Source organism: Dokdonella sp. (genome assembly GCF_036518555.1).
Classification (GTDB): Bacteria; Pseudomonadota; Gammaproteobacteria; order Xanthomonadales; family Rhodanobacteraceae; genus Dokdonella_A.
This window is the reverse complement of the sequence record NZ_DATDMY010000030.1, coordinates 1-13001: the sequence shown is the minus strand read 5'-3', so window position 1 is coordinate 13001 and position 13001 is coordinate 1. Positions and strand designations below refer to the sequence as shown.

Annotated in this window: 14 protein-coding genes; 11 read left to right on the top strand and 3 right to left on the bottom strand. The window is 71.6% G+C overall.

From position 1 onward, the window contains the following. The 4 genes from VI238_RS01895 to VI238_RS01880 form a co-directional block, all read left to right on the top strand. A partial coding sequence (locus tag VI238_RS01895) for a translocation/assembly module TamB domain-containing protein (protein WP_331647849.1) occupies nucleotides 1–378 on the top strand: 378 nt, incomplete at its 5' end. Nucleotides 379–380: 2 nt separating this feature from the next. Next, nucleotides 381–1052, top strand: coding sequence for a hypothetical protein (locus VI238_RS01890; RefSeq protein ID WP_331647847.1), 672 nt, complete (start codon nucleotides 381–383; stop codon nucleotides 1050–1052). After that, on the top strand, nucleotides 1049–1744 hold the full coding sequence (locus VI238_RS01885) for a class I SAM-dependent methyltransferase (protein ID WP_331647845.1): 696 nt from the start codon (nucleotides 1049–1051) through the stop codon (nucleotides 1742–1744). Before VI238_RS01890 ends, VI238_RS01885 begins: the two co-directional genes overlap by 4 nt. A gap of 59 nt (nucleotides 1745–1803) precedes the next feature. Beyond that, entirely contained in the window at nucleotides 1804–2130 is a 327-nt protein-coding gene (locus VI238_RS01880; RefSeq protein ID WP_331647843.1) for a hypothetical protein, read from the top strand. A gap of 19 nt (nucleotides 2131–2149) precedes the next feature. Here VI238_RS01880 and VI238_RS01875 read toward each other — a convergent pair whose 3' ends face one another. Next, on the bottom strand, nucleotides 2150–3343 hold the full coding sequence (locus tag VI238_RS01875; RefSeq protein WP_331647841.1) for a UbiH/UbiF/VisC/COQ6 family ubiquinone biosynthesis hydroxylase: 1194 nt from the start codon (nucleotides 3341–3343) through the stop codon (nucleotides 2150–2152). Then, nucleotides 3340–4551, bottom strand: a complete 1212-nt coding sequence (ubiH, locus tag VI238_RS01870) for a 2-octaprenyl-6-methoxyphenyl hydroxylase (protein WP_331647839.1) — start codon at nucleotides 4549–4551, stop codon at nucleotides 3340–3342. Before ubiH ends, VI238_RS01875 begins: the two co-directional genes overlap by 4 nt. A gap of 100 nt (nucleotides 4552–4651) precedes the next feature. Between ubiH and VI238_RS01865 the strand changes: the two genes are divergently transcribed. The 7 genes from VI238_RS01865 (at nucleotide 4652) to pdxA (ending at nucleotide 12379) form a co-directional block, all read left to right on the top strand. Next, nucleotides 4652–5302 carry a hypothetical protein gene (locus tag VI238_RS01865; RefSeq protein ID WP_331647837.1) on the top strand — a complete coding sequence of 217 codons (651 nt, stop codon included), beginning with the start codon at nucleotides 4652–4654 and terminating at the stop codon, nucleotides 5300–5302. Between the two features lie 29 nt (nucleotides 5303–5331). After that, nucleotides 5332–5889: a cob(I)yrinic acid a,c-diamide adenosyltransferase gene (locus tag VI238_RS01860; RefSeq protein WP_331647835.1), complete on the top strand. Its 558-nt coding sequence runs from the start codon at nucleotides 5332–5334 to the stop codon at nucleotides 5887–5889. 206 nt (nucleotides 5890–6095) lie between these two features. Continuing rightward, nucleotides 6096–6581 (top strand): hypothetical protein, encoded by a 486-nt coding sequence (locus VI238_RS01855; protein WP_331647833.1) that lies wholly within the window; start codon nucleotides 6096–6098, stop codon nucleotides 6579–6581. Then, nucleotides 6578–7501, top strand: coding sequence for a histone deacetylase family protein (locus VI238_RS01850; protein ID WP_331647831.1), 924 nt, complete (start codon nucleotides 6578–6580; stop codon nucleotides 7499–7501). Before VI238_RS01855 ends, VI238_RS01850 begins: the two co-directional genes overlap by 4 nt. A gap of 86 nt (nucleotides 7502–7587) precedes the next feature. Next, nucleotides 7588–9930: an LPS-assembly protein LptD gene (locus VI238_RS01845; protein ID WP_331647829.1), complete on the top strand. Its 2343-nt coding sequence runs from the start codon at nucleotides 7588–7590 to the stop codon at nucleotides 9928–9930. A 104-nt stretch (nucleotides 9931–10034) separates the two neighbouring features. Beyond that, nucleotides 10035–11360 (top strand): peptidylprolyl isomerase, encoded by a 1326-nt coding sequence (locus VI238_RS01840; protein WP_331647827.1) that lies wholly within the window; start codon nucleotides 10035–10037, stop codon nucleotides 11358–11360. Nucleotides 11361–11371: 11 nt separating this feature from the next. Next, complete coding sequence (pdxA, locus tag VI238_RS01835; RefSeq protein WP_331647825.1) at nucleotides 11372–12379, top strand: 4-hydroxythreonine-4-phosphate dehydrogenase PdxA; 1008 nt, start codon at nucleotides 11372–11374, stop codon at nucleotides 12377–12379. 195 nt (nucleotides 12380–12574) lie between these two features. Here pdxA and VI238_RS01830 read toward each other — a convergent pair. Then, on the bottom strand, nucleotides 12575–13001 hold a 427-nt coding region (locus VI238_RS01830), incomplete at its 5' end, for a LysR substrate-binding domain-containing protein (protein WP_331647823.1).

Sequence of the window (13001 nt, the reverse complement as noted above, 5' to 3'; positions counted from 1 at the left end):
CCCGCGATGGAACAGTCCGAGGCGCTGTCCTACCTCATCACCGGCAAGCCGCTGTCGGGCCTCAAGAGCGGCGAAGGCGACATGCTCGGCACCGCCGCGCGCGCGCTCGGCAGCGCGACCGGCGACCTGCTCGCGAAAGGCATCGGCGCGCGCATGGGCGTCGAAGCCGGCGTGTCCGACAACGCCGCGGTCGGCGGCGCCGCGTTCACGGTCGGCAAGTACCTGTCGCCGAAGCTCTACCTCAGTTACGGCGTCGGGCTGTTCACGCCGGGCGAAGTCGTCAGCCTCAAGTACATCTTCAACAAGCGCTGGAACTTCGAGGCGCAGAACGCGACGAGCGGCAACCGCGCCGGCATCAACTACCGCTGGGAGCGCTGAGCATGCGCCGCGAGGACGAGGTCGCGCGCATCCGCGAGCGCCTGCTGCGCTTCGGCTTTCCTCGCGCGCGCATGCTCCTGCTCGTGCTGCTCACCGGCGGCTGCGGCCTGCTCGCCTCGTGGCTGATGCTGCGCGCGGGGCTCGTTTCGATGCCGCTGCGCTACCTGCTCGCGCTGGGCATCGCCTACGCGATCTTCCTGCTGCTCGTGCGCCTGTTCGTCGAACACGTCGATCCCACTGTCGATATCCCCGGCGACCCGACGCGGCCTTGTTCGACCGGTTCCGGCGGCGGCCGCATCGATGCCGGACCATCCTCCGCGCACGATGCAGGCTTGCTCGACGGCCTCGGCGGCGCCGACGAGGCGCTGCCGCTCGTGCTGCTCGCGATCGCGGCGCTCGCGATCGCGTGCGCCTTGCTCTGGGTCGTCGTGTCGGCGCCGACCCTGTTCGCCGAGTTGCTCGTCGACGGTGCGCTGTCGGCGACCTTGTACCGTCGCCTGCGCAAGCTCGACCAGCGGCACTGGCTCGACACGGCCCTGCGCCACACGATCGGCCCATTCCTCGTCACCGCGATCGTCCTCGTCGCATTCGCGTTCGCCGCGCAGCACTACCGGCCGCTGGCGCATTCGATCGGCGACGTGTTCGCGCAGCGCAACGACGCGTGGACACGATGACGGCACCGACCGACGAGGACGCGACCGCGCGCCTGCAGCGCAGCTGGCAGTCGAATGCGCAGCCCTGGACACGCGCGGTGCGCGAGCGCCGCATCGCGAGCCGTCGCGCCGGCACCGACGCCGCGATCGTCGACGCGCTGCTCGCGAGCGGCGCCCGGCGCATCCTCGACCTCGGCTGCGGCGAGGGCTGGCTCGCGCGCGCACTTGCGGCACGCGGATGCGACGTCGTCGGCGTCGACGGCAGCGCCGCGCTCGTCGAGGCGGCGCGCGGGCTCGGTGGCGCGCGCTACGCCTGCGCGAGCTACGCGGGCCTGGTCGCGAACCCCGGCGCCTTGGGCGTGTTCGATGCGGTCGCGTGCAACTTCGCCCTGCTCGACGCCGACCTCGCGACGCCGCTCGCCGCAGCGCGCGCGTGCCTGCCGCCGCGCGGACGGCTGTTCGTGCAGACGCTGCACCCGCTCGACGTCACAGGGCCCTACGAGGACGGCTGGCGGCTGGAGGAATTCGGCGGCCTCGAGGGCTTCGCCGAGCCGATGCCATGGTATTTCCGCACGCTGTCGGGCTGGTGCTCGGGCCTGGATGCGGCCGGCTTCGTCGTCGACGCGATCGACGAGCCGCTCGACCCGGCCACGCGCCGGCCGCTGTCCCTGCTGCTGCGCACGTCGCTGCGCGACGCGGCCGGTCCGCGCTGAACTCGACGCATCGAGGCCGGGTCAGACGCCCCATGCCGCCCCTCCACACACGACGCGCTTTGCCGCACGACTCCGATCGCACCCTCGAGGCGGACCTGTGCATCCACATCTTCACCGCGTCGGCCGCGCTCGTCGGCGTCTGCCTCACGGTGATCGGCCTCATCCGCATCGTCGTCACCACGACCAAGGTCGGCACGATCGCCGACGACCTGCTCGCCGGCGACGCGACGCTGTTCATGGTCTCGTGCGTGCTGTCCTACTGGGCGCTGCGCGCGCGCAGCGCGCGCCGCATGCACCGCATCGAACAGGCGGCCGACGCGATCTTCCTCGTCGGCCTGCTGCTCATGACCGTCGCCTGCGCGGTCATCACGTTCGCGATGCTCTGATGCAGCCGCGGCGCCGCGCTCAGCGGCGACCGGCTGCGATGTCCGCGAGCATGCCGCGCAGCGGCGCAAGGCGACCCGCGCACTCGAGCGCCGCGCCGCGCAACGCGGCGACCGGCTCGCTCGCGGAACCGTACACGCGCTCGATCGCGTCGAAGCCGCGCGCGGCGAGCGTGTTGTCGCTTCGCCGTTCGCGTTCGTAGCGACGCAGCACATGGGCGACGCCGAGGTCGCTGCCGCGTCCGCGTGCGTCACGCAGCACGCGGCGCAGGCAGGCGACGTCGCGCAGGCCGAGGTTCATGCCTTGCCCCGCGAGCGGGTGCACGACGTGCGCGGCGTCGCCGGCGAGCACGCAACGGCCGGCGACATAGCGCGTGGCGAGGCGCAGGCGCAGCGGGAACGCGGCGCGCGAGGTCGAGCCCGTGATCGCGCCGAGGCGGAAGTCGAAGGCGCAGCCGAGTTCGGCGCGGAACGCGTCGTCGTCGAGCGCGAGCACGCGCGCGGCTTCGGTCTCGGGCAGCGACCAGACGATCGAGCAGCGGCCGTCGGCGAGCGGCAGGAACGCGAGCGGACCGCCCGGCTGGAAGCGCTGCCATGCGGTGCCTGCATGCGGCCGTTCGGTCGCGACGTGGGCGACGACCGCGCGCTGTGCGTAGTCGTGGCCTTCGAAGGGTATGCCGAGGCGCGTGCGCACGGACGACTCCGCGCCCTCGGCCGCGACGAGCACGCGCGCGCGCAGGCGCGTGCCGTCGGTGAGCACTGCGGTGACGCCCCGGTCGCCGTCCTCGATGTCCGCGACTTCGCCGGGACAGTGCATCCGCACCCCACCAAGGCGGTCTCCGTGCAGCGCCCGCCACAACATGGATTGGACGAGCTTGTTCTCGACGATCCAGCCGAGCGCGGCCTCGCCGTGCTCGGCCGCGTCGAAATGAAGCTCGCCCGGCGCGAGCGCGTCCCACACGTGCATGTGCCGGTAAGGGCCGATGCGCGCCGCCGCGATCGACGCCCAGACACCGAGGTCGTCGAGCAGTGCGCGTGCGTCGGGCGCGAGCGCGACGACGCGCAGGTCGACTTCGTCGTCGACGCGCCACGGTTTCGGCTCGCGCGCCTCGACCAGCGCGACCTCGAAGCCGTCGCGCGCGAGCGCGAGCGCGAGCGCACCGCCGACCGCTCCGGCGCCGACGACGATGACGTCGAGCTCGCCGCGCCGGCTCACGGCTGCAGCGCCAGCGCGGACGCGTCGCCGCGAAAGCCCATGCCACGCAGCGCGAAACCGCGCTTGAGCGTGCGGCTGCGCTCGAGCGCGTGGAAGCCGAGCGAGCGCAGCACGCGCAGCGGCAGGACGTCGTTGCCCATGAGGCGCACGAGATCGTCGCTGAACGCGGTCGTCGCCGCGCGGTCGCCTGCGCGTCGCTCGACGTAGCGCGCGAGCAATCCGGCGTCGCCGGGATCGGCGCCGCTCGACGCCGCTTCGCGCAGCAGTTCGGCGAGCGTGAGCGCATCGCGCAGGCCGAGATTGAACCCCTGCGCGCCGAGCGGATGAACGGTTTGCGCCGCGTTGCCGACGAGCACGCTGCGCGCGGCGGTCGTGCGCTCGGCGAGTGCACGCGCGAGCGGATACGGCTTGCGCCGACCGGGGCGCGAGAAGCGCCCCGCGCGCCAGCCGAAGCGGTCGTGCACCAACGCGACGAACGCATCGTCGTCGAGCGCGCCGACGCGCGCGGCGTCGGCGGTCGGCACGCTCAACACGAGCCCGGCGCGGCGTTCGCCGAGCGGCAGCAGCGCGACCGGCCCCGCATCCGTGAAGCGCTCGTAGGCGAGTCCGTCGAGCGGCCGTTCCGTCGTCAGTGTCGTCACGAACGCGGACTGCGCGTAGTCGTGCCGCTGCACGCCGATGCCGAGCGCGCTGCGCACGAACGACTCGCTGCCGTCGGCGCCGACGAGGAGGCGCGCACGCACGCGGCGCGTCGATTCGCCGTCGCGCAGGCTCGCCTCGACGGCGTCGTCGCGGGGTTCGAGCGCGACCGCCTGCGCCGGCGCGATGCGCCGCAGCGTGCGGCAGCCATCCAGCCGGCGCAGCAGTGCGTTGCCGAGTTCGCGTGCGGGCAGCACCGCGCCGAAAGCGCGCAGGCCGAGTTCCGCCGCATCGAGGCGCACCGCGCCGAAATCGCCGCGACGGCTCACATGGATGCGCCGCAGCGGCGCGAGCGGCGTGGCGGCATCGAACACGCCGAGCGCGTGCAGCGCGTTGACGCTCGCCTGGGCGAGCGCGAGGTTGCGTTCGTCGTAGCTCGGTTGCAGCTCGACGCGCGGCGGCACGGCCTCGGCGAGCGCCACGGCGAGCCCGGCACCGTCGAGCGCGATGGCGAGGCTGGCGCCGACGAGGCCGCCGCCGACGATGAGGACGTCGAGGTCGCTGTTCACCCCGCGATCATAACCTGCCGCGCGGGCGGGCCCGCACGCACTCGGCGCGCCCGTGCGCGTTGGGCTAAACTCGCCGGCCTGTTCCCAGGGTTCCGGAATCATGACCGCACCTTCGTCTTCCCTCAGCAAAGACCTGCGCCTCGGCCTGTTCCTGCTGCTCGGCCTCGTCATGGTCGCCACGCGCAGCCATCACTTCGGCGCGCTGCCGGACGCCTCATGGGCCGTGTTCTACCTCGCCGGCTTCTACCTGTCCGCGGCTGCGCCGCGGCAGCCGGTCACGCTCGCGGGCGGCGCGTTCCGCTGGGCGTTCCCGTTGCTGATGGCACTCGCGGTCCTCGTCGACTACGCGGTCATCAGCGCGCAGGGACTCGACTTCTGGAGTCATTACTGCGTGTCGCCGGCGTACTGGTTCCTCGTGCCGAGCTATGCGGCGTTGTGGTTCGGCGGCGCCTGGCTGCGCGCGCGCTACCGCGGCCTGCACCTGCGCGAAGGCGCGCTGCTCGTCGCTAGCGTGATGGTCGCGGCGAGCCTGTGTTACCTCATCTCGAACGGCAGCTTCTACTGGATCAGCCCGAGCGTGCCCGCGCGCAGCTTCGCGGGCTGGATCGCGAACCTCGGCGACTGGTACCTGCCTTTCATGCAGACGACGCTCGTCTACGTCGGCATCGGGGCCGCGCTGCACGTCGCGACCACGCTCGCGGTGCATGCGCTCGGCGGCGCCGCGCAGCGCTCGCCGCAGTCGCAGCGCTGAGCCGGCCGCGCGACGGGACGTCCGCAGCCGTGGGCAACCGACTGTCGAAGATCTACACGCGTACCGGGGACGACGGAACGACCGGCCTCGGCGACGGTACGCGCGTCGGCAAGGACTCGGCGCGCGTCTCGGCCTACGGCACCGTCGACGAGCTCAACAGTGCGATCGGCATCGTGCTCGCGGGCGAGATTCCCGAGCGCGTGCGCGAGGTGCTGACCCAGGTGCAGCACGACCTGTTCGATCTCGGCGGCGAGCTGTGCATCCCCGGCATGGCGATGGTGCATGCGGCGGACGTCGAGCGCCTCGAGCAGGTGCTCGACGCGTTCAACGAAGGCCTGCCGCCGCTCAAGGACTTCATCCTGCCCGGCGGCGGCGGCGCCGCGGCGCACTGCCATCTCGCGCGCACGATCTGCCGTCGCGCCGAGCGCGAGGCCGTCACGCTCGCCCGCCACGACGCCGTTCGCGCCGAAGCGTTGCGTTATCTCAACCGCCTCTCCGACCTGCTGTTCGTCGTCGCGCGCGTGCTCGCGCGCGCGTCCGGTCACGGCGAAGTGCTGTGGCAGCACGAACGGCGCAAGCGCGGATAGCGGCACCCGGGAGCCGTCATGGATACGCGCAGCTACGTCGTCGCCAGCGCGAGCATGTTCGGACCCGCCGCACCGGCGCACGCGGTTCGCCCGCTGCCGGGCTGGCCGACGCATCCGCGGCCGCTCGCGACTCCGCCTGCGGCGTCTCGGCCCGCCGCCGTGCCCGCCGCACCGCCGGGCGCGTCGGGTCTCGCCAGCCTGCGCCGATGAGCGCGCACGCGCCCTCGCCGCTGCCGCGCGACGGCATGACGCCCGCGCAGGCGCTCGCGTTCGTCGAACGCCACGGCATCGTGCTCGAGGCAGCGCGGCGCGGCGCGATCCCGTCGCTCGCGGACGCGGTCGCGGGCGAAACGCTCGCCGGCACCTGGTGGGCGCATGCGCAAGGCAAGCGCATCTTCGCCGCGACGCGCGCGGTGCGCGCAGCCGCCGACGTGCTCGTGTGCCGCGTCGTCGACGGCCGGGTCAGCTTCGTGCACGCGCGGCTGTGGCCCGCGCTCGTGCGGCTCGCCGACCGGTTCCCGCGCGAGCGGCTCGCGCGCCTGCGCGAGGTGCACGGCGACGACGGCCGCCATCGCGTCGAGGAGGTCACGTTCCCGAACTGGCTCGATGCGGCGACGCTCGCGGCCGGCCGACGACTCGGTGAGGCGGCTGCGCGGGAAGCCCTCGCCGCCCTGCCCGAAGCCGCCGCATGAGCGTCGCGCTCTACACGCACGCGAGCTGCCTCGCGCACGACCCCGGCCCCGGCCATCCGGAGTCGCCGTCGCGGCTCGCGAGCGTGCTCGATGCGCTCGAAGAGGAGCGTTTCGCGCTGCTCGTGCGCGTCGAGGCGCCGCGCGCGACGCGCGCGCAGCTCGCACGCGTGCATCGTGCACCGTATGTCGACGACCTGCTCGCGAATGCGCCGCGCAGCGGCTGGCTGCAGCTCGATCCCGACACGCTGATGTCGCCCGCATCGGCCGAAGCGGCATTGCGCGCGGCCGGCGCCGCGTGCGCGGCGGTGGACGCCGTCGTCGCCGGCGACGTGCGACGCGCGTTCTGCGCGGTGCGCCCACCCGGGCACCACGCGACCGCGGCCAGCGCGATGGGCTTCTGCCTGTTCAACAACGTCGCGGTCGCGGCCGCGCACGCGATCGCCGCGCACGGGCTCGAGCGCGTCGCGATCGTCGACTTCGACGTCCATCACGGCAACGGCACGCAGGACATCTTCTGCGGCGACGCGCGCGTCCTGTACGCGTCGACCCACCAGTGGCCGCTCTATCCGGGCACCGGCGCGAGCGAGGAGCGCGGCGTCGGCAACATCGTCAACGCGCCGTTGCGCCCCGGCGCAGGCAGCATCGAGTTCCGCGACGCCTGCATCCGCACCGTGCTCCCCGCGATCGACGCGTTCGCGCCGCAGCTCCTGATCGTGTCCGCAGGCTTCGACGCGCACCGACAGGACCCGCTCGCGAGCCTCGAACTCGAAACCGACGACTATGCCTGGATCACGCGCCGCCTCGTCGACCTCGCCGAGCGGCACGCGGGCGGGCGCCTCGTATCGAGCCTCGAGGGCGGCTACGACCTTGGCGCGCTGCGTGCCTGCAGCGCGGCGCACGTCGCCGCGTTGATGGCATGAGGCGAGGGCGGCCGCCGGCGCGGGTTTGCCGCCGGACGGCAGTTTGGGCAAGCTAGCGGCCCCGCTACGCCACAGAACGGATTCCCGTGCTGCCCAGCCTCCCCGTCGCCGTCGGCCGGCGCCATCTCGCGCTCGCGATCCTGCTCGCCCTCGCGTTCACGCCCGCGCACGCGGAGGACGCGCCGGCATGCCCGGCCGGCACGCTCAAGTGCCCGAAGAAGCCGGTCGACTGGGGCATGTGCGGCAAGAACGACCTGCTCGACTTCTACGTCCCCGGCCTGCCGACCACCGGCGACCGCAGCGCGGCGCCGCGCGATGCGAGCGCGCTCAAGGTGAGCACGACCGACAAGAACCACTACGTGCTCGAAGGCAAGGCCGAGATCCGCCAGCTCGACCTGTTCCTGCACGCCGAGAAGATCACCTACGACGCGGAAACGACCGACTTCACCGCGGCGGGCCCGGTCACGTACCAGGACCGCGGGTTGCTGCTGTCGGCAGACCGCGCGAAGGGCAACACCGACCTCGACCAGTGCACGCTCGATGGCGTGCGCTACCAGCTGCTGCAGTCGCGCGGCAACGGCGTCGCCCAGGTCGCGGTGGTCGACGACGTCGACCACGCGCGCCTCACGCGCGCGACGTACTCGACCTGCAACCTGCGCGACCAGCAGTGGGCGTTCGCCGCACGCGACATCGAACTCGACCGTGCCGAGGGCATCGGCCGCGCGCACGACGTCACCTTCCGCGTGCACGACGTGCCCGTGTTCTGGTTGCCGTACCTGCGCTTCCCGCTCGACGACCGCCGCGTCAGCGGCTTCCTCTATCCGCTGGTCGGCTACGGCGAGCGGCGCGGCTTCGACCTCACGCTGCCGTATTACCTCAACCTCGCGCCGAACTACGACGCGACCTTGTCGCCGCGCATCATGACCGAGCGCGGCCTCATGCTCGGCGGCGAGTTCCGCTACCTCACGGAAAGCAGCAGCGGCACGTTCAACGCGGAATACCTCGCGCACGACAACCGCGCCGACGACGAGTCGCGCGAGACCGGCGACAAGGTGCCCGACAGCCGCTGGTGGTACCAGTGGAAGGACGTCACCACGTTCAATGCGAACTGGGGCGCGAACGTCAACCTCAACCGCGTCTCGGACGACCGCTACTTCGAGGACTTCGGCCGCGGCCTGTACAGCTCGGCGATCGGCTTCCTGCCGTCGAGCGCCTACATCAACGGCCACGGCACGTGGTGGAACGCGTCGATCGGCGGCGATCGCTACCAGATCACGGACCCGACCCTGCCCTCGCAGTACGAGCCGTACCGCCGCCTGCCGCGCCTGACGTTCACGGGCCAGCACGCGCTCGCCGGCCTGCTCGAAGGCGGCATCGACGCCGAGGCGGTCTCGTTCTCGAAGGACCACGCGCTCGACGGCCAGCGCGTGGACCTCTACCCGCACCTCGACCTGCCGATCGAGCGCGCCGCGTGGTTCGTGCGCCCCGAACTCGGCTACCGCTATACGAGTTACAGCCTCGACCACCTCGACGAGAGCAGCAATCCGTTGCTGCAGGGCCGCCACCCGAGCCGCGGCGTGCCGATCTTCAGCGTCGACAGCGGCCTCGTGTTCGAGCGTTCGCTCGACATCGGCGGCGAGGCGTACACGCAGACGTTCGAACCGCGCGCGTATTACCTGCGCGTGCCGTACCGCGACCAGGACGACCTCCCGATCTTCGACACGCAGGACGTGCCGTTCAGCTTCGGCCAGCTGTTCCGCAGCAACCGCTTCGTCGGTGCCGACCGCCAGATGGATGCGAACAACCTGTCGCTCGCGCTGACCACGCGCTTCCTCGAGGACGCGACCGGCGTCGAGCGCGTCTCGGCGAGCATCGGCGAGATCCGCTACTTCGACGACCAGCGCGTGCAGCTGCCCGGCGTGCCGCCGACCGATTTCGGCGGTTCGATCTATGCCGGTGAGATCGACCTGCACCTGAGCGACCGCTGGCGCATCGTGCTCGACCAGCAATGGAATCCGAACCAGCACCGCACCGAGCTGTCGACGTTCACGTTGCAGAATCGTTTCGGCGACGAAGGCATCGTCAACTTCTCGTACCGCTACCGGCGCAATTTCCTCGAACAGGTCGACGTGTCGGCGGCGATTCCGCTCACGCCCGCGTGGCGCCTCATCGCGCGCGAGAACTACGCGCTGAACGACCCGCTCGCGACCGATCCGCGCGGCCGCGACGGCCGCACGCTCGAGCGCTTCATCGGCATCGAGCATGACACCTGCTGCGTCGCCTGGCGCGTGATCGCGCGGCACTGGATCCGCAGCGTGGGCGGCCAGGCCGACGATGCGATCTATTTCGAGCTCGAGTTCAAGGGCGTCGGCTCGATCGGCCAGCAGACGGACTCGTTCCTGCGCCGTGGTATCCTAGGTTATCAATGACTTGGCCGACCCTTGCCGTGCGCCGCGGAACCAACCGGCGGCGCCGGGGGTCGATCCGACATCCTCGTTGTCGCGGCGCCGCAAGCGCCCTATCCGGAACCCCCATGAATCGAACCCTGACCGGCCTCGCCCTCGCCTTCGCCCTGCTGACCCCGTTCGCGACGCCCGCGTTCGCGCAGGCGGTCGCGAGCGAACCGCTCGACCGCATCGTCGCGGTCGTCGACGAAGACGTCGTGCTGCAGAGCGAGCTCGACCGCCAGGTCGCCGCGGTCACCGCGCAGTTCGCCAAGAACCCGCAGCAGCTGCCGCCGCACGACGTGCTCGAGCGCCAGCTGCTCGACCGCCTCATCATGCAGAAGCTGCAGGTCGCGCGCGCCGATTCGACCGGCGTCAAGGTGTCCGACGCGCAGATCGACCAGGCACTCGCGCAGATCGCGCAGCAGAACCGCATGGACGTGAGCCAGCTGCGCGGCGCGATCGAGCGCCAGGGCATGAGTTACGACGGCTTCCGCGACAACGTGCGCGAGCAGCTCATCGTGCAGCAGCTGCGGCAGCGCGTCGCGCAGAGCCGCGTGCAGGTCAGCGACGCCGAAGTCGACAGCCTGATCAAGAACGGCAACCTGCACCCGGGCCAGCTGCACATCGGCTATATCATGATCAACGTGCCCGACGGCGCGACGCCGGAGCAGGTCGACGAAGCGCGCGCGAAGGCCGACGACATCAAGAAGCAGATCGACGGCGGCATGGACTTCGGCGCGGCCGCGATCCGCTATTCGAATGCCGAGAACGCGCTGCAGGGCGGCGACCTCGGCTGGCGCAGCGCGAACGAACTGCCGCCCGCGATGGTCGAGGCGGCCGACAAGATGCAGGAAGGCGACGTGTCGTCGCCGCTGCGCGGCGCGAACGGCTTCCACATCATCAAGCTGATCGGCAAGCGCGATACCGCCACGCACATGGTGACCGAATACGAGGCGAGCCACATCCTCGTCAAGACGAGCGAGCTCGTCAGCGACGAGCAGGCCGAGAAGAAGATCGGCGAGATCCGCGGCCGCGTCGTCGGCGGCGAGGACTTCGCGAAGGTCGCCAAGGCGACCTCGGACGACGAGCAGACCGCCGGCCTCGGCGGCGATCTCGGCTGGTTCGTCGCCGACGCCTACGGCGCGAGCATCGCCAATGCGGTGAAAGACATGAAGCCCGGCGACATCTCGCAGCCGTTCAAGACCAACGCGGGCTGGCACATCCTCAAGCTCGTCGAGGTGCGTCAGACCGACAAGGCCGGCGAGATGCAGCGCGACGAGGCGAAGAATATGCTGTTCGGGCGCAAGGCCGAGGACGAGTACGCGAGCTTCCTGCGCCAGCTGCGCAGCGAGGCGTTCATCGAGATCCGCCTGCCGGGCGGCGACGCCCCGACCGGCACGACCGGCGGCTGACCGCGCGCGGCATGAGCCTGCCGCGCCTCGCGCTGACCGCCGGCGAACCGGCCGGCATCGGCCCCGAACTCGTCGCGAAGCTCGCGGCAAGCGAGCTCACGGCCGATCTCGTCGCGATCGCCGATCCCGACCTGCTCGCACGCAGCGCACGCGCGGCAGGCATCGCGCTGTCGCTGCGCGCCTACGACGGCAAGGCGATCGCCGCGCGCGCGCCCGGCGAGCTGCGCGTGATCGCGACGACGTTGTCCGCGCCGGCGGCGCCCGGCCGGCTCGATCCGCGCAATGCCCCGTACGTGCTCGCGACGCTCGCGCGCGCCGCCGACGGCGCGATGTCGGGCGAGTTCGGCGCGATCGTGACCGCGCCCGTGCACAAGGGCGTCATCAACGACGCGGGCATCCCGTTCACCGGCCACACCGAGTTCTTCGCCGCGCGCGCACGGCGTGATGTCGTCATGATGCTCACCGCGCCCGGCGGCGCGCGCAACGGCGGCGACCTGCGCGTCGCGCTCGCGACCACGCACCTGCCGCTCGCGAAAGTCCCTGCGGCGATCACGCGCAGCGCGCTCGTGCAGACCCTGCGCATCCTCTGCGACGACCTCATCGCACGGTTCGGCATCGCCGCGCCGCGCGTCGCCGTGCTCGGCCTCAACCCGCACGCGGGCGAAGGCGGCCATCTCGGCCATGAGGAGATCGACGTGATCGCGCCCGCGATCGGCCAGCTGCGTGCGACCGGCTTCGACGTCCAGGGCCCGATCCCGGCCGACACCGCGTTCGTGCCGACCCAGCTGCAGCGCTACGACGCCGTGCTCGCGATGTACCACGACCAGGGCCTGCCCGTGCTCAAGCACGCCGGCTTCGGCCACGCCGTCAACGTCACGCTCGGCCTGCCGTACCTGCGCACCTCGGTCGACCACGGCACCGCGCTCGACCTCGCCGGCGCCGACCGTGCCGACCCGGGCAGCCTGTTCGCCGCGACGCGCCTCGCGCTGTCCCTCGCGACGGAAGCGCAGAAAGATTGAAAAGATTGAAACACGAAGGACACGAAGGACACGAAGGAAAAGCACGATCATGGAAGAGCTTGAAACACCGAGGACACGGAGAATGCGAAGCAGAGAGCTCGTCTGTTTGAAAGCTATTCTCTGTGTGCTCCGAGTGCTCCGTGTTTCAATCTCTAGCTGCTTTTTTTCCTTCGTGTCCTTCGTGTCCTTCGTGTTTCAGGCTCGGCCCTCGCCTTCCTCCAGCGACCCCAGAAACGCACGCAGCGTGGCGCCGCGCCAGCGCGTGCGATGGACGAGCAGCGTGAGGCGACGTTCGAGGACGAGGAACGGCGTGCGCAGCGCAACGATGCGACCGCTCGCGACCGCATCGGCGACCGCGACCGCGGGAAGGCACGCGACGCCGAGGCCGGCGATCACGGCCTGCTTGATCGCTTCGCTCTGGCCGAGTTCGAGCGCGATGTCGAGCGGGCCGAGCACGCCGCGGCTCGCCTCCTCGAACAGCGCGCGCGTCGCCGATCCCGGTTCGCGCAGGATCCAGCGCTGGCCGCGCAGGTCGTCCGCGCGCAGGCGCTTGCGCAGCGCGAGCGGATGGTCCGCGCGCACGCACACCGCGAGGTCGTCGCGCCGCCAGTCGATGCGTTCG